Below are 25,404 nucleotides of genomic sequence, written 5' to 3'. Positions count from 1 at the left end.
AAACAGAGGGCGGCGCCGGCCAACAAGCGGCGCCACGACATCGATGACGGCGCAGCTTGAACGCACGCAATTCCTCTATGGTGGCAACAGCACCTTTGTCGAGGAGTTGTACGCCAAGTACGTAGCCAACCCCGACAGCGTCGATGCTTCCTGGAAGCAGTTCTTCGAGGCACTGGGCGACGACTTCAGTCAGCCAAAGCAGGCGCTGAGTCGTCCCTCCTGGGCGCCGGCCACCGTGCTGGTGCCGATGGAGGATGAGGGTCTGCTCGGTCCGCAGGGCAAGGCGGCCAAGTCCGCCGACCGTGCGGCCAAGGGCGGCGCCTCGCCAGCCGACGCCCGTTCGGCTGCGCTGGATACCATCCGCGCGGCCATGCTGATCCGCAACTATCGTATCCGCGGCCACTTGATGGCCAACCTGGATCCGCTTGGCATTCAGGCGCCGGGCGCGCATCCGGAACTGGAGCCGCAATCCTACGGCTTCACCGAAGCCGACATGGACCGGCAGATCTTCATCGACAACATGCTGGGTCTGGAGAGCGCCACGCTGCGCGAGATCCTGCAGATCCTGCGCCGTACCTATTGCTCGACCATCGGCGTCGAGTTCATGCACATCTATCATCCTGAGCAGAAGGCCTGGATCCAGTCGCGCATCGAAGGCCGCGACAAGGAAGTGCAGTTCACGCCTCAGGGCAAGAAGGCGATCCTGAACAAACTGGTGGAAGGCGAGATTTTCGAGCGCTTCTGCCACATGAAGTTCACCGGCACCAAGCGATTTGGTTTGGAAGGCGGCGAAGCGCTGGTTCCGGCGATGGAAGCCATCATCAAGCGCGGCGGCCAGCTTGGCGTGCGCGATATCGAGTTGGGCATGCCGCATCGCGGCCGTCTCAACCTGCTCGCCAATGTGATGGCCAAGCCCTATCGCGCCATCTTCACCGAATTCAAGGGCATGGCCTACCACCCGGACGATTTCCAGGGTTCGGGCGACGTGAAGTATCATCTCGGCGTGTCGTCGGATCGTGAGTTCGATGGCAACAAGGTGCATCTTTCGATGGCGGCCAATCCGTCGCATCTGGAGATCATCAATCCGGTTTGCCTGGGCAAGGCACGCGCCAAACAGACCCAGTGGGGCGATACCGAGCGCGGCTCGGTGCTGACCGTGCTGCTGCATGGCGATGCGGCCTTTGCCGGCCAGGGCGTGGTGGCGGAATGCTTCGCGCTTAGCGAACTTCGCGGCTATCGCACCGGCGGTACTATCCACATCATCGTCAACAACCAGATCGGTTTCACCACCAATCCGTCCTACTCGCGCTCATCGCCCTATCCGTCGGATGGAGCGAAGGTGGTGCAGGCGCCGATCTTCCATGTGAACGGCGACGATCCGGAAGCCGTGACGCATGTGGCCAAGATCGCCATCGAGTTCCGTCAGCAGTTCAAGAAGGATGTGGTGATCGATCTGTTCTGTTATCGCCGCCACGGCCATAACGAGACCGATGATCCGTCCTTCACCCAGCCGATCATGTACCGCACGATCGCCACGCATCCGACCACGCGGCAGATTTACGCCAAGCGTCTGGTCGATGAAGGCACGCTGACCGAGGCCGAGGCCGAGGCGATGGTGACCGATTTCCAGAACCGCCTGGAAGAGGAGCTGGAAGCCTCGAAATCCTTCAAGCCGAACAAGGCCGACTGGCTGGAAGGCAAGTGGGCCGGTCTTGAGCAGGCTTCAGGCGATGAGCGCCGTGGCACCACCGGTGTCGCGATCGAGACCCTGAAGAAGGTCGGTATGGCGATTACCGCCGTGCCGGACGGTTTCAATATCCACAAGACGCTGGCGCGCAACACCGCCAACCGTCGCGCCGCCATCGAGGCGGGCGAGGGCATCGACTGGGCGACCGCTGAGGCGCTCGCCTTCGGCTCGCTGCAGCTGGAAGGCTTCGGTGTGCGCCTGTCGGGCCAGGATTGCGGTCGCGGCACCTTCAGCCAGCGCCATAGCGTCTGGCATGACCAGCAGACCGAAGAGCGCTATGTGCCGCTCAACCATATCGACGAAAAGGCCGCCCATTACGAGGTGATCGACAGTCTGCTGTCGGAAGTCGCCGTGCTGGGTTACGAATATGGCTACAGCCTGGCGGAGCCGAATGCGCTGGTGATGTGGGAAGGCCAGTTCGGCGATTTCGCCAATGGCGCCCAGGTGGTGTTCGACCAGTTCATCTCGTCGGGCGAAGCCAAATGGATGCGCATGTCTGGCCTGGCGGTTCTGCTGCCGCATGGCTACGAAGGCCAGGGCCCGGAGCATAGCTCGGCCCGCCTGGAGCGTTATCTGCAGCTCTGTGCCGAAGACAACATGCAGGTGGCGAACTGCACCACGCCGGCCAACTATTTCCACATCCTGCGCCGGCAGGTGAACCGCAAGTTCCGCAAGCCGCTGATCCTGATGACGCCGAAGTCGCTGCTGCGGCACAAGCTGGCGGTGTCGAAGCTGACCGAGATGGGTCCGGGTTCGACCTTCCACCGCGTGCTGTGGGACGATGCACCGCATGACGATGCCAAGATCAAGCGTGTCATCCTGTGCACCGGCAAGGTCTATTACGACCTGTTCGAGGAACGCCAGAAGCGCGAGATGAAAGACACCGTGATTCTGCGGGTCGAGCAGCTCTATCCGTTCCCGCACAAGGCGCTGATCACCGAACTGAGCCGCTACAAGAACGCCAAGACGGTGGTGTGGTGCCAGGAAGAGCCGAAGAACATGGGCGCCTGGAGCTTCATCGAGCCGCATGTCGAGGCGGTGCTGACCGAGCTGGGCGGCAAGGTGAAGCGTCCGGTCTATGCTGGTCGCATGGAAGCCGCTTCGCCGGCCACCGGCCTGATGAGCAAGCATAACCAGCAGCAGGCCAAGCTGGTCGACGATGCCCTGACGGCGTAAACCGCAGGGTCACGAAGGTTTCGAGGGGCGTTTTTAAGGATAAGGAAAGTAACCATGGCAGTCGAAATTCGCGTCCCGCAACTGGCGGAATCGATCTCCGAAGCCACTGTCGGCAAATGGTCGGCCAAGGCCGGTGACAGTGTTGCCCGCGACCAGCTGCTGGTCGAGCTGGAGACCGACAAGGTGACCGTCGAGGTCAACGCGCCGGAAGCCGGTACGCTGGGTGAGATTCTTGCCGCTGAAGGCGCCACGGTGCAGGTCGGCGATCTGCTGGCGACCCTGACTGCCGGTACCGGCGCCGCGAAGCCCGCTGCCAAACCGGCTGCTGCACCCGCTGCTGCCCCCGCCGCCGCGCCGAAGCCCGCTGCGGCCCCGGCTGCTGCCGCGCCCGCGGCCGGCCAGGCTCTGCCGGCCGCTGCCAAGCTGGCGGCGGAGAAGAATGTCAATGTTGCGGGGGTCGCCGGCTCGGGCCGCGATGGCCGCGTCACCAAGGGCGATGTCATGGACCTGCTGGCCAGCGGCACCACGGCGGCTGCCGCCAAGCCGTCGGTACCGGCCGGCCCGCGTGCCAATGGCGACCGCGAGGAACGCCAGCGCATGTCCAAGCTGCGCCAGGTGATCGCCCGCCGCCTGAAGGAAGCCCAGAACACTGCGGCCCTGCTGACCACCTTCAACGAAGTGGACATGACGGCGCTGATGGCTGCCCGCAAGCAGTATGTCGACCAGTTCGAGAAGAAGCACGGCGTGCGGCTGGGCTTCATGTCCTTCTTCGTCAAGGCTTGCGTTCAGGCCTTGCGCGAATTCCCGGCGGTGAATGCCGAGATCGAAGGCGACGAGATCGTCTTCAAGAACTACTTCAACATCGGCTGCGCCGTTTCCACCCCGACCGGTCTGGTCGTGCCGGTGATCCGCGATGCCGATCACCTGTCGTTTGCCGGCATCGAGAAGACCATTTCCGACATGGGCAAGCGCGCCCGTGACGGTAAGCTCGGTATCGACGAACTGCAGGGCGGCAGCTTCAGCATCACCAATGGCGGCGTGTTCGGTTCGCTGATGTCGACTCCGATCATCAATCCGCCACAGTCGGCCATCCTGGGCATGCACAAGATCCAGGACCGCCCGATGGCGATCAATGGTCAGGTCGTGATCCGTCCGATGATGTATGTGGCACTGACCTACGATCATCGCATCGTCGACGGCCGCGAGGCGGTCAGCTTCCTCGTGCGCGTCAAGGAATGCCTCGAGGATCCGCAGCGCCTGCTGTTTGAGATGTAAAAGAAAGCGGGTGGGCGATGATCGTCCGGGTGTGGATTTCGGGTTACGACGCCACTCGCCTGGACGATTTCATCGAATTCGCTCGCGACCGCCTTGAGCCTTTTTTCCGCGATCAGGATGGCTGCCTGGGCTGCATGTTCAACTATGACGCAGAACAGTGGCGCACAGTCAGCTACTGGCGTGACATCACTGCCATCGACGCAGTTAAGACCTCACCGGTCTATCATGAAATTCTGGAAGATCTGGTGGCCAGCGGCATGCTGGCTGGCAGCCAGTCGGTGAGAACCATGAATGTTGCCGGTGGCCGGCTTTATGCCCCGCTGCCGCTATAGGTTTCCGGAGGATTATCCTAATGAGTGAACAGGCTTTCGACGTTGTCATCATCGGTGCCGGCCCCGGCGGCTACACCATGGCGATCCGCTGCGCCCAGCTCGGCATGAATACCGCTGTCGTGGAAAAGGATCCCGGCCTTGGCGGTACCTGCACCAATGTCGGCTGCATCCCGTCCAAGGCACTGCTGCATTCCTCCGAGCTGTATCGTGAGGCGAATCATGGCTTCGCCCAGCATGGCATCAAGGTCGGCAAGATCGACATCGACCTGCCGGCGATGATGGCGCAGAAGCAGAGCGTGGTCAGTGCGTCGAACAAGGGCATCGAATTCCTGTTCAAGAAGAACAAGATCACCTGGCTCAAGGGCACCGGAAAACTGCTGGGTGGCGGCAAGGTGGAAGTGACCGGCGAGAGCAAGGGCACCTATGCGGCCAAGCATATTGTGATCGCCACCGGCTCCGAAGTGATGCCGCTCAAGGGTATTGAGATCGACGAGAAGCAGGTGGTGTCGTCCACCGGCGCGCTCAAGCTCAGCGCCGTGCCGAAGACCATGGTGGTGATCGGCGGCGGCGTGATCGGCCTGGAGCTGGGCTCTGTCTGGATGCGCCTTGGCGCTGAAGTCACCGTGGTGGAATTCCTCGACCGCATCCTGCCGACCAATGATGGCGAGGTATCGAAGCAGATGCAGCGCGTCCTCGCCAAGCAGGGCATGAAGTTCAAGCTGGGCACCAAGGTGACGGCGGCCAAGGCCGGTAAGGCTGGCGTGGCACTGACCATGGAGCCGGCCGCCGGCGGTGCGGTTGAAGAGATGACCGCCGATATCGTGCTGGTGTCGATCGGCCGCCGGCCCTACACCACTGGCCTCGGCCTGGAGGCTGCCGGTGTGCAGCTGGACGAGCGCGGCCGGGTCAAGACCGATGGTCACTTCAACACCACGGCACCGGGCATCTATGCCATCGGCGATGCAATCATCGGCCCCATGCTGGCACATAAGGCGGATGAAGAGGGCATGGTGCTGGCTGAGATGCTGGCCGGCCAGAAGCCGCATATCAACTACGACGCCATTCCGGGCGTGGTCTACACCTGGCCGGAAGTCGCCAGCGTGGGCAAGACCGAGGAAGAACTGAAGGCCGCAGGTATTGCCTACAAGGTTGGCAAGTTTCCCTTCACCGCCAACGCGCGGGCGCGGGCCATGACCATGACCGACGGTTTCGTGAAGATCCTGGAAGACGAGAAGACCAAGAAGGTGGTCGGCGCGCATATCATTGGCGCCGATGCCGGTCACCTGATCCAGGAACTGGTGATGGCGATCGAGTTTGGTGCCTCCGCCGAAGACATCTACCGCACTGTCCATGCCCATCCGGCTCTGACCGAAGCTGTGAAGGAAGCCGCATTGGCCGTCGACGGGCATACGATCACGATCTGACCGGGCCGCATGTCGGTCATAAGGGGCGGCTTCACAGCCGCCCTTTTTCATTCATGATAGACCGATGATCCCGCGTCTCGAATCAAAAGCCGCCGCGGCGCTCTGGGTGCTGGGCGCCGCCTTCGCCTTCTCGCTGCTTTATGCCTCGGGCAAGCTGACCGGCGGCCTGGTGCCGGCGATCCAGATCGTCTTCATCCGCTATGTCAGCGGTTTTGTCACGGTCAGCGGGATTGCCGCTGCCCAGCGCCAGCCATTGAAGACCCTTCTGGCTGGCGGGCGACGGCACCTGCATCTGCTGCGTGCGTTTTGCGGTGTCGGCGGCGGTGCCTGCTCGATCTGGGGTGCGACCCATATGCCGCTGGCCGATGCTTCGGCGCTCGCGCTGCTGCAGGGTGTTTTTACCATGGGGCTGGCCGTGCTGCTGCTGCGCGAGCGTATCGTGCTGATGCAGGGCATCGCCGGCCTGCTCTGCGTGCTGGGCGCGCTGGTGATCGTGCGGGGCAACACCGGGTTTGCCGTGGCGCCCGATCCGCTCAGTCATGCCTGGGCGCCGCTGGCCGTACTGGCCGGCGCCTTCCTCACCGCCTGCGAGGTGATCCTGATCAAGGTGCTGTCGCGCCATGAGAGCATGCTGTCCATGCTGCTGCATGTGAACGGCTTTGCCTCCGTGATCCTGGGCGGCGCGATGCTGTTTCTGTGGGTTCCGGTCGAACCGTTGACGCTGGCGGCGCTCTGCCTGATCGGGCCGATGGCGATCTTCGGCCAGATGTGCAATGTGCGCGCCTACCGCCTGGCCGATGCAGCCTGGCTGGCGCCATTCACCTACAGTTCGGTGGCCTTCGCCGCGCTGATCGGCTGGGCGGTGTTCGGCACCCTGCCCAGCCTGATGGCCTGGACCGGCACGGCGCTGATCGTGGCCGGTGGTCTGCTGCTGATTCGCAAGGGCAGATCACCCCAGCAAGGCAGCCCCAAGTAAGGCGCCCTAGTAATGCAGCTCCGCAATCACCGCGCGGTCATCGGTCGCTGCCCAGCTCTGCACGGCGATGGTTTCGTCGTTGCAGCGGCATACCACGGTGCGCTGCGCCGTGCCGCGCGGAATTGCCAGCGTCGAGGTCGAATTGGTCGGCACGCCGGCGGGAATACCCGGCGCCGGCTGGCCGTCGAAGGTGACGATGTCTCGACCCGGGCCGAAATAGCCGCGCGGCCGGCTGATGGTGACGATCGAACCGGCCTGGCGGTCGCGGTCGGCCACCACGGCGGTGCGCAGATGGATATGCGCCGACGAACGCGGGAATGGCGAACGATAGATATGCGTGGTGGTCTGGCTGGGCACGCTCAGCACGAATTCATAGGTCGCCGTCGGGCTCGCCTGGAACGGACCCCAGTAGCCATCGGCGCCGGTGACCTTGCGATGCGACGCTGCGCTGCGCAGGCGCGCGCCGGTCTGCGGGTTGGTCTCCCAGATTTCAACCGTGGCGCCTTCCACCGGCAGGTTGGTCGGCACGCCGCGCGCCATACCATTGACCTTGCCGTTCAGCACCGGATTGCTTTCGGGCAGGATCTTGGTGGTGGCCGGCGGGCTACCGATGATGAAGTCCCAGGTCGCGGCAAAGGCCTTTTCGTGGAAGGCCACCTCGCGATGGTCGAGGCCGGGCAGCACGATATTCTTGGCACCAGCGAGGGCGGGTCCATCGGCCGTCACGCCGGTCGGCGTGCCCGGCATGCCGATGCCGGCGCCATCGGGCTGTGCGAATTTGTCGAAGGCATCGCTGCGTGTGGTCATCCATTGCACGCCCGGCACGGTCTCCAGACCATCGTTGAGCCGGCGCAGGAATGGCGCGGCACCGTTGAATTCGCTGCCGACCAGCTTGTCATTCGAGACAATCACGCCATGGTTGGGCGTGCCGCAGAGCACGGCGTGGCTGACATAGGCGGGACCGGGGCCGTTCTTGAGATAATTCCGGATCGCATTGCCGCCGCGCGATGAGCCGACCAGGGCAACGCGGCCGGCGCCGGTCTGGCGCAGGGCAGCCTGCACAGCCACCGAAAGCTGTTCGAACTGGTCCTGCGTCGAAGAGCGGCCAGCCTGGTATTCAGCATCGTTGCTGCGCGCCAGCGGATAGGGGAAATCGACCGCGAACAGCCGTTTGTCGGGGAAGCCGTTGCTTTCCCAGCGCCAGATGCTGGTATGCCACAAAGCCGCTGTATCGCCATTGCCGTGTACGAAGATCACAGGCGGATAAGTATCGAACTGCGGCACGGCGACGGCGGCATCCTGTGGGCGCGGTGCGCAGGCCAGCAGCGGCGTGAGGCCAAGGGCGGCGGTGCCGGCCAGGAAGCTGCGGCGGGACGGGCGGAACTGGAAATTCTGTGGCATGACGGATCCTGGTTCTGAAGGCCAGTTTGGCTGGACGAGTCTGTCAGTTATCGCGGAGGAATGTGACGATACTCTGGCAGTGGGCGCAAGATGGGTGAATACTGCGTGATAACCCCTGACACCCTCAAGCCAATTCCGGTCTGATGTCCTCTCGTAACCTGATTTTTATGCTGGCGGCCCTCGAGGTTCTCGCCATCCTGCCGATCGCCAGCTTTCCGGCCCTGATGCCGGATTTCATCGCCGCCTGGGGCTTAAGCAACACCGAGGCAGGCTGGATCGCCGGCGTTTATTACCTTGGCTACATGCTGGTGGTCACGCATGCGATGATGCTGACCGACCGCTTCGACGCCAAGCTGGTGTTTGCTGGTGGTGCTCTGGTCACCGGTCTCAGCACTGTGGGTTTTGCCCTGTTTGCCGATGGCTTCTGGTCGGGCTTTTTCCTGCGTGCCATCGGCGGTGTGGGCCAGGCTGCGATCTATATGCCCGGCCTGCGTGCGCTCACCGACCGGCTGCAGGGCGGCGAACAGAGTCGCGCTGTTACCTTCTACACCGCCAGCTATTCGATTGCCGTTGCGGCAAGCTTCACCGTCACCGGCCTGCTGGCCGAATCCTTTGGCTGGCGCTGGAGCTTTGCCGTGGTGGGTGGCTTAAGCCTGATCGCCGGCCTGCTGGCCTGGTGGCTGCTGGCGCCGCATGTGCCGCCGGTCAAGGACAAGGCCGAGCGTGGCTTCGCCCTGCGGCCGGTGCTGCGCAACCGTGATGCCATGGGCTATATCATCGGCTATGCCGCTCATGGCTTTGAACTCACCGCCATGCGCGCCTGGATCACGGCTTTCCTTGTCTTCGTGCTGGCGCGCGACCCATCCGTGTCGGCCGTGTTGCCCAGTGCCACCGTGCTGGCAGCGCTGGTCACCCTGATCGGCCTGCCGGCCAGTCTGCTGGGTAACGAACTGGCGCTCAAGATCGGTCGCCGCCGCGCCCTGGTCGGCATCATGACCATCTCGGCGGTGATGGGGCTGGCGTTTGGTTTTACTGCCTGGCTGCCGGTCTGGGCCGTGCTGCTGTTCAGCGCGGTCTATTTCGTCTTTATCTGCGGTGATTCGGGTTCGCTTACCTCTGGTATGATGGCCGCCGCCGAGCCTGAGCATCGCGCCTCAACCATGGCGTTGCATTCGGCGCTGGGTTTCGGTGTTTCGGTGCTGGGCCCGCTGTTTGTCGGTTTCGCCCTGGATGCGGCGCAATATATGGCGGGCGGTCAGAGCGTGGTGACCTGGGGCATCGGCCTTGCGGTCATGGGAATTGGTGCGCTGATTGGTCCGCTCGCACTCATCCGCACAGGTAAAAATCTTCAATCGCGTTGACGCTTTTCGGCGTATCCGGTCTAATTCGTTCATGTGCGACCGCTGTGAACTGCCGCCCGATGTGGAGCTGATCGGCATGCCTGACGATCAGGCTGCTGCGATCCGTCGCCGCTACCAGCGTCAGCAGCGTATTCTCGATCTGCTCGCACTTGTCGAACATCCCGATGCCCTGCCGCCGCAGGATGCCATGCGCATCGGCCAGGAAATCCTGGTGCTGCTCGGCGAGATCGAAGCCGATCCGGAAGCGCCGAAATGCGGCCTGCCGCGCCTGCGCGCCGGCACCAAACCCCAGTTCCAGACTTACGCTTAAGAAAGAGAACGCTCATGCACGCACCCCGGCACCGCACGCTTTCCCCTGACAGAGCCGCGATCTTCGGCAAGATCGACGCCATGCTGCCCGAGCTGGAAAAGATCTATCTCGATCTGCACCGGCATCCGGAACTCTCGATGCAGGAAGTGCGCACCGCCGGCATCGCCGCCGCCTGGATGAAGCAGTATGGCTTCGAGGTGCATGAAAAGGTCGGCACCACCGGCGTGGTGGCGATTCTGAAGAATGGCGACGGCCCGGTGATCCTGCTGCGCGCCGATATGGACGGCCTGCCGGTCAAGGAAAAGACCGGGCTGGACTATGCCAGCACGCAGACCGGCGTGGATCGCTTCGGCCAGTCTGTGTCGATCATGCATGCCTGTGGCCACGACTTCCATGTCACCTGGCTGATGGCGGTGGGCCGCCTGCTGTCGGAAGCGCGCGACACCTGGAAGGGCACCGTGATGGCGGTGTTCCAGCCGGCCGAGGAAATCGGCGCTGGTGCCCGCGCCATGCTGGCCGACGGCATGGTCAAGCGTTTCCCCAAGCCCACTGTCTCGCTCGGCCAGCATGTCATCCCGCTGCCGGCCGGCCGCATCGGCTACAAGGCCGGTGTCGCCATGTCGGCGGCCGACAGCTGGGAGGTGAAGCTGTTCGGCCGTGGTGCCCATGGCTCCAAGCCACAGAACAGCATCGATCCCGTGGTGATGGCCGCCTCCACCGTGATGCGGCTGCAAACAGTCGTGTCGCGCGAAGTGGCGATGGCAGACAGCGCAGTTGTCACCGTGGGCACGCTGCAAAGCGGCTTCAATGAAAATGTGATCCCTGACGAGGCGCTGCTGCGCCTCAATATCCGCACCTTCAAGGAAAACGTGCGCACCCGGGTGCTGGCCTCGGTCAAGCGCATCATCGACGCCGAGGCACAGGCTTCCGGCGCGCCGAAGCCGCCGGAATACTCGGTGATCAGCCAGTTCCCGCTCACCATCAATGACGAGGCCGCCACCGCGCGCACCGTCGAGGGCATGTCGGCCTACTTCGGGCCTGAGCGCGTGATGACGGTGGAACCGGCCTCGGGCAGCGAGGATTTCGGCCTGTTCGGCACGGCCTGGAACGTGCCCTCGGTGTTCTGGGTGATTGGCGGCAGCGATCCGGATCTCTATGCCAAGGCGCAGACCGGTGACGATCCCACGATCCTGCCGGTCAATCATTCGCCCTTCTACGCACCGGTGCTGCATCCGACCCTGCGCACCGGCATCGAGGCGATGCTGGCGGCGTCCTACAGCTGGCTGGATTAAGCTGCGGACTCCGTGATGCTGGCTGGTCGCGCGAACACGCCGCCATCCAGCATCCAGCTGAAGCTGGCGGGGAAATCGAAATCCTCATGTACGCCGGCCGCCTGCATGGCGGCATCCAGCGGCACGCCGTTGGCCAGTTCGGCCAGCAGGCGGTCCTCGCCGTGATTGAGCTTGTGCCAGCGGACCGTGATGCCGCGGCGCCAGACCAGCAGGCGCTCGCTGCTGCCGGCCAGCTGGATACGCTCCACCGCCGGTGATTCCGGCTGGTGCACCTGCCAGATCTCGCTGACCGGAAACGGCGTTGAGAGACGTTGCGCGGATGGGTGCAGCGTGAAGGTCATCTCCTCGATGGCATCGGGCAGGTCTTCCGGCCGCAGCAGGTCTACATCCTCGGCATGTTCGGCCACATTCAGCGCCCATTCAAAGGCGGCGATATCGGGCAAGTAGTGGTGCCCGCTGAGATCGGGCAAGGCGGCGAGGAAGGTGGGAAAGCCGCCGCCATACTGTGCCAGGACCGGCGAGCGCGGCGGGTCGAAGATCAGGAAGGCGCGCGCGGTCTGGGCGAAAAAAGCCTCGCCGACCAGGGCGCGGGTGACCGGGAAGGTGAGGGCCAGCACTTCCAGCAGGCTGGCGCGGAAGCGGTCGGCATAGATCTGCAGCCGGCCTTCCGCCGGGATCGCATCGCCGATCACCTTCTCGACGATGCCATACAGCGAGCCGGTCAGCGCGCCGGCAAATTCGCGTTGACGTTCAAGCAGCGCGCTCATCGCCATCCGTCGCTGTCAGTTCGTCGCCAGGAGAATCTCCCGGCAGTTCGCTCGGCCGCAGTGCTGCGGCGCGCTGGCGTTCGGCATGCTGCGCTTCGGCCACCAGATGCGCCAGGGGCGGCAGGTTGCTGTCCCATTCCAGCGAGGTGGCGGCATGGGGGAAACGCTGCACCGCGCTGGCATAAAGCCGCCAGACCGGTTCGGCCACCAGGGCACCATGGTCATCGATCAGCATCAGCTTGCCATCGGCGGTGCATTCGCTGTGGCCGGCCAGGCGGATCTGGTGCACCGCCGGTCCGGGCAGACTGTCGAGATAGGCCTCCGCCACCGCCGGCGCCGCCTCGCGGCCGACATGGTTGACACTGGAGACATAGAGATTGTTCACGTCGCACAGAATGCCGCAGCCACTCTGCTGGCTCAGGCGGCTAAGGAATTCTGCCTCGGCAATCTGGCTTTCGCGGAAGCGCAGATAGCTGGCCGGGTTGGCCATCAGGATCGGCCGTTTCAGGCGCCCCTGCACGATATCGACATTGCGGCAGCAGCTTTCCAGGCTCTCAGACGTATAGGGCAGGGGCAGCAGATCATTGTAGTAGCGGCCATCGACGCCGACCCAGGCGAGGTGCTCGGACACCAGTGCCGGCTCCAGCCAGTCGACCAGGCGGGCCAGCCGGTTGAGATGATCGGTGTCGGGCAGTTCGTCGCTGCCCAGCCCCAGGCCGGTGGCCTGCACGGCAATCGGCCAGAGCGCCCGGGCCTGTTCCAGGTAGTGCCGTGCTGCGCCGCCGCCCATATAGGTTTCCGCATGGATTTCCAGCCAGCCGATCGGCGGGCGCGTATCCAGCAGATCCTGGTGATGCGGCGGGCGCAGGCCGATGCCGACGCGCTCCGGCGCCAGGCCAGGCAGAATCGCCGCAGCGATCCCCGGGGCCGGGCTGCCGGTGGTCGCGTCCCGCGCCAGAGTCTCTCTGGTCGGTGCGGCAATGGGTTTCTGATCCGTCATGGCGCCGGATGCACACTCTTCAGGCTGATGCGTCGCTGCACAGGCCTGCCAGCCCTGTGCATATCCCGGCACTCTAGCATCGCCTGTGGAAAAATACCTGCCGAGATCAGGCGGCCCTGAAGCTCAACTACTGGTTACTTAAAGGGGATTTTCCGTTGCCATGGCCGCGGGCGGCTGCAGCGGCAGGCCTAGGCGGCCGATCCCGGGCAGCTTCAGCGCCGGGCGCAGGATGTCGATGCCGATGGTCAGGCCGAGCAGGTTCAGCTCCAGCCCCTCGCGGGCTGCCGCCGTCACGCCGGCCAGGCCCAGCAGGTTGACCTGCCAGCCGGTGCCGCTCGGGGCGGGCGCAAACAGTGTGGTGGTGCCGAGCCAGTCCTTGCCCACGGCGGTCGGCGGCAGTTGCAGCCCCAGCTCCGGCACTTCACGCGCCAGGTAGGCGACAAAGCTGTTTGAATTGGGGCCGGGCCACATCACATAGCCGCTGCGGCCGGGATAGCGTTCGGCCGCCGAGATCAGCAACGGGATGGCGGCGGCGGCGGCCGGGCCGCGCAGGTCATGCAGCAGCTCGGGGGCATTGCCGGCCCAGTAGCCATCGGGGGTGCGGTTGCTGATGCGCACCGGCGCACCGCCCCAGCCGACCACCTCGTAGCGGGTAAAGGCCTCTGCACCGGCCGGCTTCACCACCACCCAGGTATGCACGGCGAAGGCCCCGCGCCAGCCCCAGACCCGGGCGGCATAGACCTGGATCACCGCGTCCTTCACGGTCAGCGGATCGGGTGCCAGGCCGACACTGTCCCAGCGCGCGGTCGACCAGTGCTTGCGCTCGGCCGTGGCGATGGAAGCGCCGCTGGCCATCAGCGGCACGGCGATCAGGGCGGCCAGCGCGATCAGGAGATTGCGGATCAGGGGGCGGGGGCGGAGTGAAATTTTGAGCGTCATGTCTGGCCTATGGGGTCAAACATAGAGTGTCGGCCAATTATGGCAAAGCTTGGACAGGGCGCTGTGACTGCCGTCTCAATCAGGCTCGGGCGCGCGGATGGGCACTGTCATAGACCCGGAGCAGCGCCTCGGCGTCCACCTCGGTATAGCGTTGGGTGGTGGCCAGCGAGGCGTGGCCCAGCAGTTCCTGGATGGTGCGCAGATCGCCGCCGGCGGCCAGCAGATGGGTGGCGAAACTGTGCCGCAGGGCATGCGGCGTGGCGGTTTCCGGCAGGTTCAGGGCCCGGCGGGCATTGCGCATGGCCTTCTGGATGATGGCTGGATCGACCCGCTTGCCGCGGGCGCCGTAAAACAATGGCGTGCCGCCGCCGATGGCGTAAGGGCAGAGTTTCACATAGGCGGCGATGGCCTCGCGCACGACGGGCAGGATCGGCACCAGGCGCTGCTTGTTGCCCTTGCCAGTGACGGTGAGGCTGTCGCCTTGTGGGATCTTGTCGCCATCCAGACCCAGTGCCTCGCCCAGGCGTAAGCCTGCGCCCCAGAGCAGGGTCAGGATCGCGGCATCGCGTGCCTGCAGCCATGGCGCGGTATCAGCCTCGTCCACGCTGTCGATCATCTGCTGCGCGGCATTCACGCTCAACGGCTTGGGCACGCTGTGCGGCCGCTTCGGCGTGCGGATCAGGTTGGCGGCGGCATTGTCGATGCGGCCGTCCTTCTGCAGGCGGCGGAAGAAGCTGCGCACGGCGCTCAGGTTGCGCGCCACCGAGGTGGCGCCGACGCCATCGGTGCGGCGATGGCTCAGATAGGCGCGGAAATCGGCCTGCCGCAGTGATTGCAGATCGGCCAGGCTGGCCGGTTCGCCCAGATGCTCGCTTAAGAATGACAGATAGACCGACAGATCCTGGCCGTAGGCGCGCAGCGTGTGGCGCGAGAAGCGTTTTTCCTTGGCCAGCCAGCGATACCAGGCTTCGGCCGCGGCCTTCACATCCTCGGCAGCAAGGAAGAACGGCAGGCCTTCGTCTGCCTCTGAGGCTTTCAGGGCTGCGGCAGGTCGAGCCATGCCCGCACCGAACGGCCGAGCACGCCGGCGAGGAACTGCAGCAGCTCCGTGCCCTGGTGCGGCTGGAACTTGTCGGCCTCGCGCGAACCCAGCGCCAGCATGGCATGCGGCGCATTGGGGCCGAAATCGAGGCGTGCCAGCGCGTCCGAACGCACCAGCGTCGCTGCCGGGCCATAGAGCCAGTCGGCCGCGTCGCATTTGTCGCGTGCCACGGCGGGCAAGGCACCCAGCAGGGTATCGATGGCGCCATTGGGCAGGACGAAGACGCCGCCGGTGGCGATGTCCTTCATCTTTTCCGGATCACCCTCGACGCACAGGCTGATCACATCGACCTCCAGCAGGTCGGTCCAGTCCTGGGTCGCCATATGGATCATATGCTCGAAGCTGCCCGCTTCCAGCAGCATCAGCACGGCAGCATGCACACGCTGGGTGGCCGACAGGTTCTGCCGGCTGGCATCCAGCAGCTCGTTGCCCACATGCGACACGCGATGCAACTCGCCCTGCAGGCGCTGCACCATGAAACGCTGCAGGTCGACGACATTGTCGCCACCGCGCGGTGCCGTCGGCGGCAGCAGGATTTCACACAGGTCCGGATGGCGGGTCAGCAGATCGGGATGCTGCTTCAGCCATGCGATCACATCCGCCTCGGCCAGGCCGGGCGCGGCAGGAAAGGGTGCTATGATGCCATCGGCCATGCGCAGCCCGCCTATTTGTCGTTGCCGAGGATCGACTGGCCGGTCTTCTTCCAGTCTGCCAGGAATGCCTCCAGGCCCTTGTCGGTCAGCGGATGCTTGACCAGGCCCTTCAGCACATTCGGCGGCAGCGTCGCCACATCGGCGCCCAGCTTGGCGGATTCGATCAGGTGGATCGGATGGCGGATCGAGGCGACCAGCACCTCGGTCTTGAAATCGGCATAGTTGTTGTAGATCTGCACGATGTCGGCGATCAGCTGCATGCCGTCCTGGCCGATATCGTCGAGCCGGCCGACAAACGGCGAGATGAAGGTGGCGCCGGCCTTGGCGGCCATGATCGCCTGTGCCGGCGAGAAGCACAGCGTCACGTTGACCATGATGCCGTCATCCGACAGCGTCTTGCAGGTCTTCAGGCCATCCATGGTCAGCGGCACCTTCACCGCGACATTGGTGGCCAGGGCTGCCAGCTTGCGGCCCTCGGCCAGCATGCCGGCATAATCGGTGGCGGTGACCTCGGCCGAGACCGGGCCTTTCACGATCTTGCAGATATCCTTGATCGTGGTGACGAAATCCTTGCCGGTCTTGGCCACCAGCGACGGGTTGGTGGTCACCCCGTCCAGCAGGCCGGTGTCGTTCAGCTCGGCAATCTCGGCGATATCCGCAGTATCGACGAAAAATTTCATACCCGATCACTCCTCAAGGCGGCCCGGGCTCTGCCCGAATCAGCCGCCGATGCTATAAGCAGGATGGTTAACAATACCCGACCCGGACCATCCGTTCCACCGGAACAACCCCCTTGACGAACGCCGATCTGATCCACGTCCTGCTGCCCCTGCCGCTGGCCGAGCCCTTTACCTACCGGGCTGGCAGTGCGGGTCCGCTTGCACCCGGCGATATCGTCGAGGTGCCGATCGGCAACCGCGTCTCGCTCGGCGTGGTCTGGGATGGCACGCCCGCGCCGCTGCCGGAAAAGGCGAAACTGAAGGATGTGCTGCGGCGCTGCGACGCGCCGCCGATTCCGCAGGCCTTACGCAAGCTGGTCGACTGGGTGGCGGCCTATACGCTCAACCCCACCGGCGCGGTGCTGAAGATGTGCCTGCCCGAACCGCGTGCCCTGATCGAGCCGCCGCCTGTGCGTGCGGTGTTGAGATTGGGCGATGCCAGCGGTGTGAAGGCCAGTGAGCAGCGTGAGCGTGTTCTGAAGATCGTGCGCGACCAGCCTGGCCTGAGTGTGACCGAACTGGCCGAAGCCGCCGCCGTCTCGCAGGCGGTGGTGCGCAAACTTTTGGAACTCGGTGCGCTGGTGGCAGATCAGGTGCCGGCCTTCCGCCCGCCCGCAGCGCCGGACTGGCGCCGTGACGGCCGTGCGCTGAATACCCTGCAGGCGGAGGCCGCTGCCGCCCTGCGTGCGGCGGCCGAAGCGCAGGATTTTTCCGTCACGCTGCTGGAAGGCGTCACCGGCGCCGGCAAGACCGAGGTGTATTACGAAGCCGTGGCAGCGGCCTTGGCACGCGGTCGCCAGGTGCTGGTGCTGCTGCCGGAAATCGCGTTGACCCAGCAGTCGCTGGATCGCTTCGAGCAGCGCTTCGGCGCCCCCGCCTGGGCCTGGCATTCGGAAATGGCCGAGGGCCGCCGTGCGGCCACCCTGCGCGCCATCAGCCGTGGCGAGGCAAAAGTCGTCATCGGCGCACGTTCGGCGCTGTTCCTGCCTTACGCCGATCTCGGCCTCATTGTGGTCGATGAGGAACACGATGCCTCCTACAAGCAGGAGGAAGGCGTGATCTACAACGCCCGCGACATGGCGGTGGTGCGCGCCAAGCTGGAAGGTATTGCCGTCGTGCTGGCGTCGGCGACGCCGTCGCTGGAAAGCCTGCATAACGTGGCGCGCCGCCGCTATGCCCATGCGGTGCTGCCCGAACGCCATAATGCCGCCAGCCTGCCGCGCATCCAGATTGTCGACATGCGCAAAGAGCGACTGCCGACGCAGCGCTTCATCAGTGCGCCCCTGGTGACGGCGCTGACCGAAACGATTGCCGCCGGCGAGCAGGCGATGCTGTTCCTCAACCGCCGCGGCTATGCGCCGCTGACGCTCTGTGGTGCCTGCGGCCATCGCCTGCAATGTCCCAACTGCGCCGCCTGGCTGGTCGAGCATAAGCGTCATGGTCGCCTGCAATGTCATCACTGCGGTCATCAGCAGCGCCTGCCGAAGAATTGCCCGCAATGCGAAGCAGAAGACAAGTTCAAGGCCTGCGGCCCGGGTGTCGAGCGCCTGGCCGAGGAAGCTGCCATGCTGTTTCCCGATGCGCGGCTGGCGGTGATGGCGTCTGATACCGCCAATACCCCGCGCATGATCGGCGAGATGCTGGAGCGCATGGAACGGCGCGAGATCGACATCCTGATCGGCACGCAGATCGTGGCGAAAGGCCATCATTTCCCGCTGCTGACGCTGGTGGGCGTGATCGATGCCGATCTGGGGCTGGCCGGCGGCGATCCGCGCGCCGCCGAACGCACGCATCAACTGCTCACCCAGGTGGCCGGCCGCGCCGGCCGCGCCGCCCATCCCGGCCGCGTGCTACTGCAGAGTTTCGATCCACAGCATCCGGTCATCGCCGCGCTCAGCCGCCACGATACCGCCGGTTTTCTCGCCGCCGAGATGGCCGAACGCCAGCGCGCTGGCATGCCGCCATTCGGCCGTCTCGCCGCCGTGATCATCAGCGGCACTGACCAGGCCGAGGTGGAGCAGGCAGCCCGCGCGCTTGCGCGGGTCGCGCCGCGCGGTGGGGGGCTCTCAGTGCTGGGGCCGGCGCCGGCACCGCTGCATTACCTGCGCGGTCGCTATCGCGAGCGGCTGTTGCTCAAGGCCGAGCGGGAAATCGATGTGCCTGCCGCTTTGCGGGAATGGATGGCGAAAACAAAACTACCGTCAGGTGTAAAACGCACGGTTGATATCGATCCCTATAGCTTTCTTTAAACCTTGGCCGTTTAAAGTTGCCGACGCGGCCGGGTGGTTGGTCGCTCTGAAGGGGAAGAATACCCATGTGGTCTGTTCGTCTGCCCGCGCTTGGCGCGGCGCTGCTCGCTGTTGGTCTGCTCGCAGGCTGTTTCGAAGCCAAGGAAACGGCGCCCGACAAGCGCCATACCAGCTTGAGCAATTTCGTGCAGTTCATCCAGAAGACCGGCGGCCTGAAGAGTCTGAACACCTTCTACAAGCGGCGCCCCGAGATCAATTCCGAGGAAAGCCTCGGTGTGCTCTACGACGGCGCCCGCACCCAGGGCGAGGTCATGCGCTTCAAGGACAAGCAGCTGGCCAAGGAAATGCTGCCGGCGCTGAAGGCGGCACGGTCGCGGCTGGGCGAGTCCGAGAATTGCACCCTGCGCGGTTTCTTCATCGCCTGCGGCGAAGAGAAATTCGTCGACGTTTTCAAGAAATGGGAATGATGGCAGGGGGCTAATAGCCCCGACTGTAATCCACCTGGCGTAGCAGCGGCTGGCCCTGCTGCATGCGGCGGATATTGTCGACGATCTGCGGTGCCACCTGGGCTGCGATGCTGTCGGCGGCATTGTGCGGCGTCACTGTCACCTTCGGATGCGTCCAGAAGGGGTGGTTGTCGCGTAGCGGTTCCTCGTCGAACACATCCAGCGTGGCGCCCGACAGCCATTCGCTGTCCAGTGCATGCAGCAGATCGGCTTCCACCACATGGCCGCCGCGCGCGGCATTGATGATATAGGCGCCGCGCGGCAGCAGCGACAGCGTGCGGCGGCTGATGATGCCGCGGGTTTGCGGCGTCAGCGGCAGCAGGCAGATCAGCACGTTGCACAGGCGCAGGAAGCTGTCGAGATGTTCCTCGCCATGGAAGCTGGTGACGCCATCGACGGCCTTGAGGCTGCGGCTCCAGCTCACCAGCTGGAAGCCGAATTGCGACAGCTTCTGCGCCGCCGCCACGCCCAGCGTGCCCATGCCCATGATGCCGATCACGCGTTCGGCCGCATCCACCGGCGGCAGCCATTTCCAGGATTTGTTGCGCTGGTTGGCCGCCATGGCATCGACCTGGCGATGGAAGCGCAACACATGCAGCAGCACATATTCGGTCATCGCCACGGTCAGGCGGTCGTCGATCACCCGCGTCAGCGGCACATGGCGCGGCAGGGTGGGGTCGGCGAGGATGGCATCGACGCCGGCGCCGAAGGCATGGATCAGTTTCAGGTTGGGAAAGCTTTTCAGCAGGCCATGCGGCGGCTTGGCCACCACGGCGGCCTCGATCTCGTTCGGATTGCCGGTGTTGGGATGCAGGCGGATGTCGAGATCGGGGGCAAGTTTCCTGAACTCGTCCGCCCATTCCGCCGGGTCATGCGCCTTGGTGTAGATCAGGACGGCCAAGGCTACATCCTGACGGCGGTTTCATGGCGCACCGCGACATCGAAGGCGGCCGCGATCAGCGCCTTGGTGTAATCGGTCTGCGGTGCGGTGAAGATGGCTTGCGCGCTGTTCTCCTCCACCACCTTGCCATCCTTCATCACCATGACGCGGTCGGCCAGTGCGCGCACCACGCGCAGGTCATGGCTGATGAAGAGATAGGCCAGGCCGTGCTTTTTCTGCAGATCGCGCAGCAGGTCGACGATCTGCGCCTGCACACTCATGTCGAGCGCCGAGGTCGGCTCGTCCAGCACGATGAAATGCGGCTTCAGCACGATGGCGCGCGCAATGGCAATGCGCTGGCGCTGGCCGCCGGAGAATTCATGCGGGTAGCGGTCCATGGTGGTCGGATCGAGGCCGACCTCGGTCATCGCCGCAGCCACCATGGCGCGGCGCTCGGCCTCGGTCTGGCCGATGCCGTGTACCGCAAGGCCCTCGGCGATGATGTCGAACACCGGCAGGCGCGGCGACAGCGAGTCAAACGGATCCTGGAAGACGATCTGCATTTCCTTGCGCAGGGGGCGCATCTCGCCCCAGCTGCGGCCCTGCAGCTCGGTATCGCGGAAGCGGATGCTGCCCTCGCATTTCTGCAGCCGCAGCAGGGCATAGGCCAGCGTCGACTTGCCCGAACCGCTTTCGCCCACCACGCCCAGCGTTTCGCCGGCCCGCACGCTTAAGCTGACGCCATCCACCGCCTTGATGTGGCCAATCGTGCGGCGCAGCAGTCCGGCGGTGATCGGGAACCAGACTTTCACATCCGTGGCGGCCATCACCACGGGCGCATCGATCTTGGCCACTGCCGCCGTGCCCTTGGGTTCGGCGGCCAGCAGCTTGCGGGTATAGGCATGCTGCGGCTGGCCGAACACCTGGGCCACCGGGCCCTGCTCGACGATCTCGCCATGGGTCATGATGCAGACGTGGTCGACCACCTTGCGCACGATGTTGAGGTCGTGGGTGATCAGCAGCAGCGCCATGCCCATTTTCTGCTGCAGGTCTTTCAGCAGTTTCAGGATCTGTGCCTGGATGGTGACATCCAGTGCCGTGGTCGGCTCGTCGGCAATCAGCAGGTCGGGCTCATTGGCCAGTGCCATGGCGATCATCACGCGCTGGCGCTGACCACCCGACAGCTGATGCGGATAGGCGCCCAGCCGCTTTTCCGCATCCGGCAGGCCGACCAGCTGCAGCAGCTCCAGCGTGCGGGCCCGCGCGGCTGCCTTGTCCAGCCGCTTGTGCAGGAACAGCACCTCGTTGACCTGCTGCTCGATGGTGTGCAGGGGGTTGAGCGAGGTCATCGGCTCCTGGAACACCATGGCGATGCGGTTGCCGCGGATGCGCCGCAGCTGGTCCGGTCCGGCCTGCAGCATGTCCTCGCTATCGAAGTGGATCGCGCCGTTCGGATGGCTGGCCAGCGGATAGGGCAGCAGCTGCAGCACCGACAGTGCCGTCACCGATTTGCCCGAACCGCTCTCGCCAACCAGCGCCACGGTCTCGCCGCGTGCGATGGTGAAAGAGACATGCCGCACGGCCTCCACCGCGCCGGCACCCTGGCCGAAACGCACGCTCAGGTCTTTGACATCCAGCAGCGGCGCCGTCATTTGAAGATCTTGCGCGGATCGAAGGCGTCGCGCACCGCTTCGCCGATGAAGATAAGTAGGCTGAGCATCACCGCCAGCACGGCAAAGGCGGTGAGGCCGAGCCAGGGGGCCTGGATGTTGGTCTTGCCCTGGCTGAGCAGCTCGCCCAGCGACGGCGATCCCGGCGGCAAGCCGAAACCGAGGAAATCAAGCGCGGTCAGTGTGGTGATCGAGCCATTCAGGATGAAGGGCATCATGGTCAGGGTCGCCACCATGGCATTGGGCAGCAGGTGGCGGAACATGATGGAAATATCCGAGACGCCGAGCGCGCGGGCGGCACGCACATAGCCGAAATTGCGGGCGCGCAGGAATTCCGCCCGCACCACGCCGACGAGCGCCATCCACGAGAACAACAGCATGATACCCAGCAGCCACCAGAAATTCGGCTGTACCACGCTGGCCAGGATGATGAGCAGATACAGGGTCGGCAGGCCAGACCAGACCTCGATGAAGCGCTGGAACAGCAGGTCGGTCAGGCCGCCGAAATAGCCCTGCACGGCGCCGGCGATCACCCCGATCACCGAACTCAGCGCGGTCAGCACCAGGCCGAAAAGTACGCTGATGCGGAAGCCGTAGATCAGCCGGGCCAGCACGTCGCGGCCCTGGTCATCCGTGCCGAGCAGGTTTTCTATGCTTGGCGGCGAAGGCGCCGGACGGCCGAGGTCGTAATTGATGGTGCGGTAGCTGTAGCGGATCGCCGGCCACACCATCCAGCCATCCTTTTCCTTCACCAGCTCCTGCACGAAGGCATCGCGGTATTTCGCCTCGGTCTCGAAATCGCCGCCAAACGTGGTTTCGGGATAGGCCTTCAGCACCGGGAAGTAATAGCCGCCATCGTATTTCACCAGCAGCGGCGAATCATTGGCGATCAGTTCGGCAAACAGGCTGAGCACGAACAGGATGAGGAACAGCCACAGCGACCAGAAGCCACGCCGGTTGTTGCAGAAGTTGCGCCAGCGCCGCTGGTTGATCGGGCTGAGTTTGATCGGGGCCATCTGCATCAGGCGTCGCGGCTCTCGAAATCGATGCGCGGGTCGATCAGCACATACATCAGGTCAGACACCAGGTTCACGATCAGGCCGAGCAGGGTGAAGATGAACAGCGAGCCGAACATGATCGGATAGTCGCGCTTCAAGGCCGCCTCGAATCCGAGCAGCCCCAGCCCGTCCAGCGAGAAGATCACCTCGATCAGCAGCGAGGAGGTGAACAGGATGCCGATGAAGGCGCCGGGGAAGCCGGCGATCACGATCAGCATGGCATTGCGGAAAACATGGCCATAGAGCACGCGGCCCTCGCTCAGCCCCTTGGCCTTCGCGGTCAGCACATAGAGCTTGTTGATCTCTTCCATGAAGGAATTCTTGGTCAGCATCACCAGGCCGGCAAAACCGCCGATCACCATGGCGATCACCGGCAGGGCCAGATGCCAGAAATAGTCGGTCACCTTGCCCAACAGGCTGAGCTGCGCCCAGTTGTCAGAGGTCAGTCCCCTGAGCGGGAACCATTGCAGGAAACTGCCGCCGGCAAACAGCACCACCAGCAGCACGGCAAACAGGAAGCTGGGGATGGCATAGCCGACCACGATGGCAGCCGAGGTCCAGATGTCGAAGCGGCTGCCATCGCGTACCGCCTTGGCGATGCCGAGCGGGATCGAGATCAGATAGACGATCAGCGTGGTCCACAGGCCGAGCGAGATCGAGACCGGCAGCTTCTCCGCGATCAGTTGCACCACCGGCCGGTCCTTGAAATAGCTGACGCCGAAATCGAGTTGCACATACTGCTTCAGCATCAGCCACAGCCGCTCATGCGCCGGCTTGTCGAAGCCGAACTGCTTTTCCAGCCGCTTGATGAATTCCGGGTCCAGTCCCTGCGCGCCGCGATAGCGCGCGCTGACGCCCTCGGCCGCCTGGGCAAAGGCACCGGCGCCCGGCCCGGTCTCGCCGCCGGTGGCGCCCGAGATGCGCGCGGTGGTGTCGGCCGCCGTGCCGGTGACCTGGGCGATCACCTGCTCGACCGGGCCGCCCGGCGCGAACTGCACGATGGCGAAATTGATCACCATGATGCCGAGCAGGGTCGGCAGGATCAGCAGCAGGCGGCGGAGGATGTAAGCGAGCATGGCAGGCGGCGGTATCCGTCTGGCGAATCAATGACTTCAATTGACCATAGCGGACCGGCGGACGCAAACCCGGCTTCGCAGGCATTTTCCAACTTGAGTATTCCGTTTTTGTTCTATATCCTGCAATAAGAACAAATATTGAACATACTGCCGTATTCATTCCTTAAACAGAGCGGGAGGCGACATGCCCTCATTGCAGCGGGAGCCTGCGGTCCTGGACGAAACCGCCCTGCGCCAGATGATGCGCGACCCGCGCTACTGGCATCCGACCAGCCGCGACCCGGCCTATCAGCGCGAGGTGGAGGCCGGTTTCCGCCGCCTCTATTCCGGTCCGGCGCGACGGGATGCGACCGGGCGCCAGTATCGTCCCTGGGACGATCAGGTCGACCGCCCGCGCCCGACTGCCGGCGGTCCTGTGCATGTCGATGCTTATGGCCGCCAGCGCGACGGCCAGCGCGAGCAGGTGCGGCAGCATTATCGGGCACGGCCTGGTGATGGCGGCCGGCACCGGGCATTGCCGCCACCCGATCAGGTGCCGCGCAGTCCGCAGGATCTGTATCGCCGGCTTGATTTCGATCCAGAGGGCCTGGGTGAGAAGGCGACTGCGGCTCTCTATCCGCGGGAGGCGATCTGGACCAGGAACTATCTGGCGCCCGAAGCCTTGCAGGTGACCAAGCAACAGTTCCCCAATCATGAGCGATGGAATGACGAGGCAGATGCCTTTCGCCATGCCTATTGGTCCTATCGCATGACGCAGTATTTTGGTGCCGCGGTTGCCAAGAAGATTGGCGATGCGCATGAACGGTCCGGGGATAATCTTCCAGGCGAGCGCATGATGGATCTTTACAATAATGATGTCGGTCGCAGTTTGGCCCAGTTGCCCGAAAATCGTGATCGTGACCCCCGAGAGGTGATCGGCGATGCCATGCGGCAAGGCTTGCTGCGTCTGTCGCCCTATTGACCCTTTTCCGCTATGTGGGACTGACAATGGCGCGATTCAGTTTTGTCGATGCTGTCATCGTAACCTGCCTGCTTGCCATTCCTTTCTATGTGCTGCTGGTACTCCTGGGGCCCTGTGCCCGGCACAACCTGATGCTGATGAATGTTTCCAGCGAGGCCATTGATGGCCTCTCGGTGCGGATGCGGAGCGGCTCGGGCGAGGGCGAGGTTTGGCAGGGCCGGCTCGATCGTGGGCAGGTCCGTCACCTCGTTTTCGATTGGCCATCGGGCGATTACACATATCGGGTTTCAGGCCGTTATGAATCCAGGGGTGAGGATTTCGCCCTCGCTTACGGCTATGTCAGTGGAATGAGCGACGATGCCATTGTGATTGCCGATTCAGGGCCTGCCGGCATCTGGCTGCCCGATTATCCGTTGCCTTGCGGCAGAGGGGACGTCATCGGCTGTGTGATGGGGATTCTGGCGGTGACCTGGCCCCGCGAACTGCGCTGTATGGTGCGGCAGCGCTAGGCGCTGCAGCGCCTAGCGCTG

At 64.3% G+C, this 25,404-nt stretch carries 23 protein-coding genes; 12 read left to right on the top strand and 11 right to left on the bottom strand.

Annotated elements, in window-relative coordinates; genetic code table 11:
* Positions 1-43 precede the first annotated feature (43 nt).
* The 5 genes from AAG821_RS13550 to AAG821_RS13530 all read left to right on the top strand — a co-directional run bounded on the left by AAG821_RS13550 (position 44) and on the right by AAG821_RS13530 (position 6,930).
* Positions 44-2,923 carry a 2-oxoglutarate dehydrogenase E1 component gene (locus tag AAG821_RS13550; RefSeq protein ID WP_341909820.1) on the top strand — a complete coding sequence of 960 codons (2,880 nt, stop codon included), beginning with the start codon at positions 44-46 and terminating at the stop codon, positions 2,921-2,923.
* A 54-nt stretch (positions 2,924-2,977) separates the two neighbouring features.
* Positions 2,978-4,198: a 2-oxoglutarate dehydrogenase complex dihydrolipoyllysine-residue succinyltransferase gene (odhB, locus tag AAG821_RS13545; RefSeq protein WP_341909818.1), complete on the top strand. Its 1,221-nt coding sequence runs from the start codon at positions 2,978-2,980 to the stop codon at positions 4,196-4,198.
* Between the two features lie 17 nt (positions 4,199-4,215).
* Positions 4,216-4,530, top strand: a complete 315-nt coding sequence (locus tag AAG821_RS13540; RefSeq protein WP_341909816.1) for a hypothetical protein — start codon at positions 4,216-4,218, stop codon at positions 4,528-4,530.
* Between the two features lie 20 nt (positions 4,531-4,550).
* Positions 4,551-5,954: a dihydrolipoyl dehydrogenase gene (gene lpdA, locus AAG821_RS13535; protein ID WP_341909814.1), complete on the top strand. Its 1,404-nt coding sequence runs from the start codon at positions 4,551-4,553 to the stop codon at positions 5,952-5,954.
* Between the two features lie 64 nt (positions 5,955-6,018).
* Positions 6,019-6,930 carry a DMT family transporter gene (locus AAG821_RS13530; protein WP_341909812.1) on the top strand — a complete coding sequence of 304 codons (912 nt, stop codon included), beginning with the start codon at positions 6,019-6,021 and terminating at the stop codon, positions 6,928-6,930.
* A 6-nt stretch (positions 6,931-6,936) separates the two neighbouring features.
* Here AAG821_RS13530 and AAG821_RS13525 read toward each other — a convergent pair whose 3' ends face one another.
* The gene (locus AAG821_RS13525; protein ID WP_341909810.1) at positions 6,937-8,331 is read right to left on the bottom strand and encodes an alpha/beta fold hydrolase; all 1,395 of its coding nucleotides are present in this window, start codon (positions 8,329-8,331) and stop codon (positions 6,937-6,939) included.
* A gap of 167 nt (positions 8,332-8,498) precedes the next feature.
* Here AAG821_RS13525 and AAG821_RS13520 point away from each other — a divergent pair, with 167 nt between their 5' ends.
* The 3 genes from AAG821_RS13520 to AAG821_RS13510 are packed head-to-tail and all read left to right on the top strand — an operon-like array spanning position 8,499 to position 11,294.
* Positions 8,499-9,692 carry an MFS transporter gene (locus AAG821_RS13520; protein WP_341909809.1) on the top strand — a complete coding sequence of 398 codons (1,194 nt, stop codon included), beginning with the start codon at positions 8,499-8,501 and terminating at the stop codon, positions 9,690-9,692.
* 31 nt (positions 9,693-9,723) lie between these two features.
* Positions 9,724-10,002, top strand: a complete 279-nt coding sequence (locus AAG821_RS13515; protein ID WP_341909807.1) for a hypothetical protein — start codon at positions 9,724-9,726, stop codon at positions 10,000-10,002.
* Between the two features lie 14 nt (positions 10,003-10,016).
* Positions 10,017-11,294, top strand: coding sequence for an amidohydrolase (locus AAG821_RS13510; protein ID WP_341909805.1), 1,278 nt, complete (start codon positions 10,017-10,019; stop codon positions 11,292-11,294).
* On the opposite strand, the gene AAG821_RS13505 is transcribed toward AAG821_RS13510, so the two are convergent.
* The 6 genes from AAG821_RS13505 to fsa form a co-directional block, all read right to left on the bottom strand.
* Positions 11,291-12,061, bottom strand: a complete 771-nt coding sequence (locus AAG821_RS13505) for a DNA-binding domain-containing protein (RefSeq protein ID WP_341909803.1) — start codon at positions 12,059-12,061, stop codon at positions 11,291-11,293. The genes AAG821_RS13510 and AAG821_RS13505 overlap by 4 nt on opposite strands.
* Entirely contained in the window at positions 12,045-13,061 is a 1,017-nt protein-coding gene (locus AAG821_RS13500) for a DUF692 domain-containing protein (protein WP_341909801.1), read from the bottom strand. Before AAG821_RS13500 ends, AAG821_RS13505 begins: the two co-directional genes overlap by 17 nt.
* A 138-nt stretch (positions 13,062-13,199) precedes the next feature.
* The gene (locus tag AAG821_RS13495) at positions 13,200-14,000 is read right to left on the bottom strand and encodes a DUF3750 domain-containing protein (protein WP_341909800.1); all 801 of its coding nucleotides are present in this window, start codon (positions 13,998-14,000) and stop codon (positions 13,200-13,202) included.
* A 79-nt stretch (positions 14,001-14,079) separates the two neighbouring features.
* Positions 14,080-15,060, bottom strand: a complete 981-nt coding sequence (locus AAG821_RS13490; protein ID WP_341909798.1) for a tyrosine recombinase XerC — start codon at positions 15,058-15,060, stop codon at positions 14,080-14,082.
* Positions 15,036-15,755: a DUF484 family protein gene (locus tag AAG821_RS13485; protein ID WP_341909796.1), complete on the bottom strand. Its 720-nt coding sequence runs from the start codon at positions 15,753-15,755 to the stop codon at positions 15,036-15,038. Before AAG821_RS13485 ends, AAG821_RS13490 begins: the two co-directional genes overlap by 25 nt.
* Before the next feature lie 11 nt (positions 15,756-15,766).
* Positions 15,767-16,435, bottom strand: coding sequence for a fructose-6-phosphate aldolase (gene fsa / locus AAG821_RS13480; RefSeq protein WP_341909794.1), 669 nt, complete (start codon positions 16,433-16,435; stop codon positions 15,767-15,769).
* A gap of 113 nt (positions 16,436-16,548) precedes the next feature.
* Here fsa and AAG821_RS13475 point away from each other — a divergent pair, with 113 nt between their 5' ends.
* Both AAG821_RS13475 and AAG821_RS13470 read left to right on the top strand, forming a co-directional pair.
* Complete coding sequence (locus AAG821_RS13475; protein WP_341909792.1) at positions 16,549-18,723, top strand: primosomal protein N'; 2,175 nt, start codon at positions 16,549-16,551, stop codon at positions 18,721-18,723.
* Between the two features lie 65 nt (positions 18,724-18,788).
* Positions 18,789-19,190, top strand: a complete 402-nt coding sequence (locus AAG821_RS13470) for a hypothetical protein (RefSeq protein WP_341909790.1) — start codon at positions 18,789-18,791, stop codon at positions 19,188-19,190.
* 10 nt (positions 19,191-19,200) lie between these two features.
* Here the strand turns inward: AAG821_RS13470 and AAG821_RS13465 are convergent, their stop codons facing one another.
* Genes AAG821_RS13465 through AAG821_RS13450 form a run of 4 tightly spaced genes read right to left on the bottom strand, consistent with a single transcriptional unit; the run spans position 19,201 to position 23,913 of the window.
* Positions 19,201-20,130: a glyoxylate/hydroxypyruvate reductase A gene (locus AAG821_RS13465; protein ID WP_341909787.1), complete on the bottom strand. Its 930-nt coding sequence runs from the start codon at positions 20,128-20,130 to the stop codon at positions 19,201-19,203.
* Positions 20,131-20,132: 2 nt separating this feature from the next.
* Positions 20,133-21,761, bottom strand: a complete 1,629-nt coding sequence (locus AAG821_RS13460) for an ABC transporter ATP-binding protein (protein WP_341909786.1) — start codon at positions 21,759-21,761, stop codon at positions 20,133-20,135.
* A complete protein-coding gene (locus AAG821_RS13455) occupies positions 21,758-22,795 on the bottom strand; it encodes an ABC transporter permease (protein WP_341910083.1) in 1,038 nt (345 codons plus the stop codon). The genes AAG821_RS13460 and AAG821_RS13455 overlap by 4 nt, the downstream gene beginning before the upstream one ends.
* Before the next feature lie 5 nt (positions 22,796-22,800).
* Entirely contained in the window at positions 22,801-23,913 is a 1,113-nt protein-coding gene (locus AAG821_RS13450; protein WP_341909784.1) for a microcin C ABC transporter permease YejB, read from the bottom strand.
* Positions 23,914-24,097: 184 nt separating this feature from the next.
* Between AAG821_RS13450 and AAG821_RS13445 the strand changes: the two genes are divergently transcribed.
* Both AAG821_RS13445 and AAG821_RS13440 read left to right on the top strand, forming a co-directional pair.
* Positions 24,098-24,874 (top strand): hypothetical protein, encoded by a 777-nt coding sequence (locus AAG821_RS13445; protein ID WP_341909782.1) that lies wholly within the window; start codon positions 24,098-24,100, stop codon positions 24,872-24,874.
* Between the two features lie 26 nt (positions 24,875-24,900).
* Positions 24,901-25,383, top strand: a complete 483-nt coding sequence (locus AAG821_RS13440; protein ID WP_341909780.1) for a hypothetical protein — start codon at positions 24,901-24,903, stop codon at positions 25,381-25,383.
* Positions 25,384-25,404: the final 21 nt, after the last annotated feature.

This window comes from Ferrovibrio terrae (assembly GCF_943372915.1).
GTDB classification, from domain to species: domain Bacteria; phylum Pseudomonadota; class Alphaproteobacteria; order Ferrovibrionales; family Ferrovibrionaceae; genus Ferrovibrio; species Ferrovibrio terrae_A.
This window is presented reverse-complemented; position numbering and strand designations above follow the sequence as displayed.

Coding starts and splice junctions, on each gene's coding strand:
- AAG821_RS13460 (WP_341909786.1), bottom strand. CDS start 21,761: ATGACGGCGCCGCTGCTGGATGTCAAAGACCTGAGCGTGCGTTTCGGC.
- AAG821_RS13520 (WP_341909809.1), top strand. CDS start 8,499: ATGCTGGCGGCCCTCGAGGTTCTCGCCATCCTGCCGATCGCCAGCTTT.
- AAG821_RS13515 (WP_341909807.1), top strand. CDS start 9,724: ATGTGCGACCGCTGTGAACTGCCGCCCGATGTGGAGCTGATCGGCATG.
- AAG821_RS13540 (WP_341909816.1), top strand. CDS start 4,216: ATGATCGTCCGGGTGTGGATTTCGGGTTACGACGCCACTCGCCTGGAC.
- AAG821_RS13510 (WP_341909805.1), top strand. CDS start 10,017: ATGCACGCACCCCGGCACCGCACGCTTTCCCCTGACAGAGCCGCGATC.
- AAG821_RS13440 (WP_341909780.1), top strand. CDS start 24,901: ATGGCGCGATTCAGTTTTGTCGATGCTGTCATCGTAACCTGCCTGCTT.
- AAG821_RS13530 (WP_341909812.1), top strand. CDS start 6,019: ATGATCCCGCGTCTCGAATCAAAAGCCGCCGCGGCGCTCTGGGTGCTG.
- AAG821_RS13525 (WP_341909810.1), bottom strand. CDS start 8,331: ATGCCACAGAATTTCCAGTTCCGCCCGTCCCGCCGCAGCTTCCTGGCC.
- AAG821_RS13500 (WP_341909801.1), bottom strand. CDS start 13,061: ATGACGGATCAGAAACCCATTGCCGCACCGACCAGAGAGACTCTGGCG.
- lpdA (WP_341909814.1), top strand. CDS start 4,551: ATGAGTGAACAGGCTTTCGACGTTGTCATCATCGGTGCCGGCCCCGGC.
- AAG821_RS13495 (WP_341909800.1), bottom strand. CDS start 14,000: ATGACGCTCAAAATTTCACTCCGCCCCCGCCCCCTGATCCGCAATCTC.
- AAG821_RS13550 (WP_341909820.1), top strand. CDS start 44: ATGACGGCGCAGCTTGAACGCACGCAATTCCTCTATGGTGGCAACAGC.
- AAG821_RS13455 (WP_341910083.1), bottom strand. CDS start 22,795: ATGGCCCCGATCAAACTCAGCCCGATCAACCAGCGGCGCTGGCGCAAC.
- AAG821_RS13445 (WP_341909782.1), top strand. CDS start 24,098: ATGCCCTCATTGCAGCGGGAGCCTGCGGTCCTGGACGAAACCGCCCTG.
- AAG821_RS13470 (WP_341909790.1), top strand. CDS start 18,789: ATGTGGTCTGTTCGTCTGCCCGCGCTTGGCGCGGCGCTGCTCGCTGTT.
- AAG821_RS13490 (WP_341909798.1), bottom strand. CDS start 15,060: ATGGCTCGACCTGCCGCAGCCCTGAAAGCCTCAGAGGCAGACGAAGGC.
- fsa (WP_341909794.1), bottom strand. CDS start 16,435: ATGAAATTTTTCGTCGATACTGCGGATATCGCCGAGATTGCCGAGCTG.
- AAG821_RS13505 (WP_341909803.1), bottom strand. CDS start 12,061: ATGAGCGCGCTGCTTGAACGTCAACGCGAATTTGCCGGCGCGCTGACC.
- AAG821_RS13450 (WP_341909784.1), bottom strand. CDS start 23,913: ATGCTCGCTTACATCCTCCGCCGCCTGCTGCTGATCCTGCCGACCCTG.
- AAG821_RS13485 (WP_341909796.1), bottom strand. CDS start 15,755: ATGGCCGATGGCATCATAGCACCCTTTCCTGCCGCGCCCGGCCTGGCC.
- odhB (WP_341909818.1), top strand. CDS start 2,978: ATGGCAGTCGAAATTCGCGTCCCGCAACTGGCGGAATCGATCTCCGAA.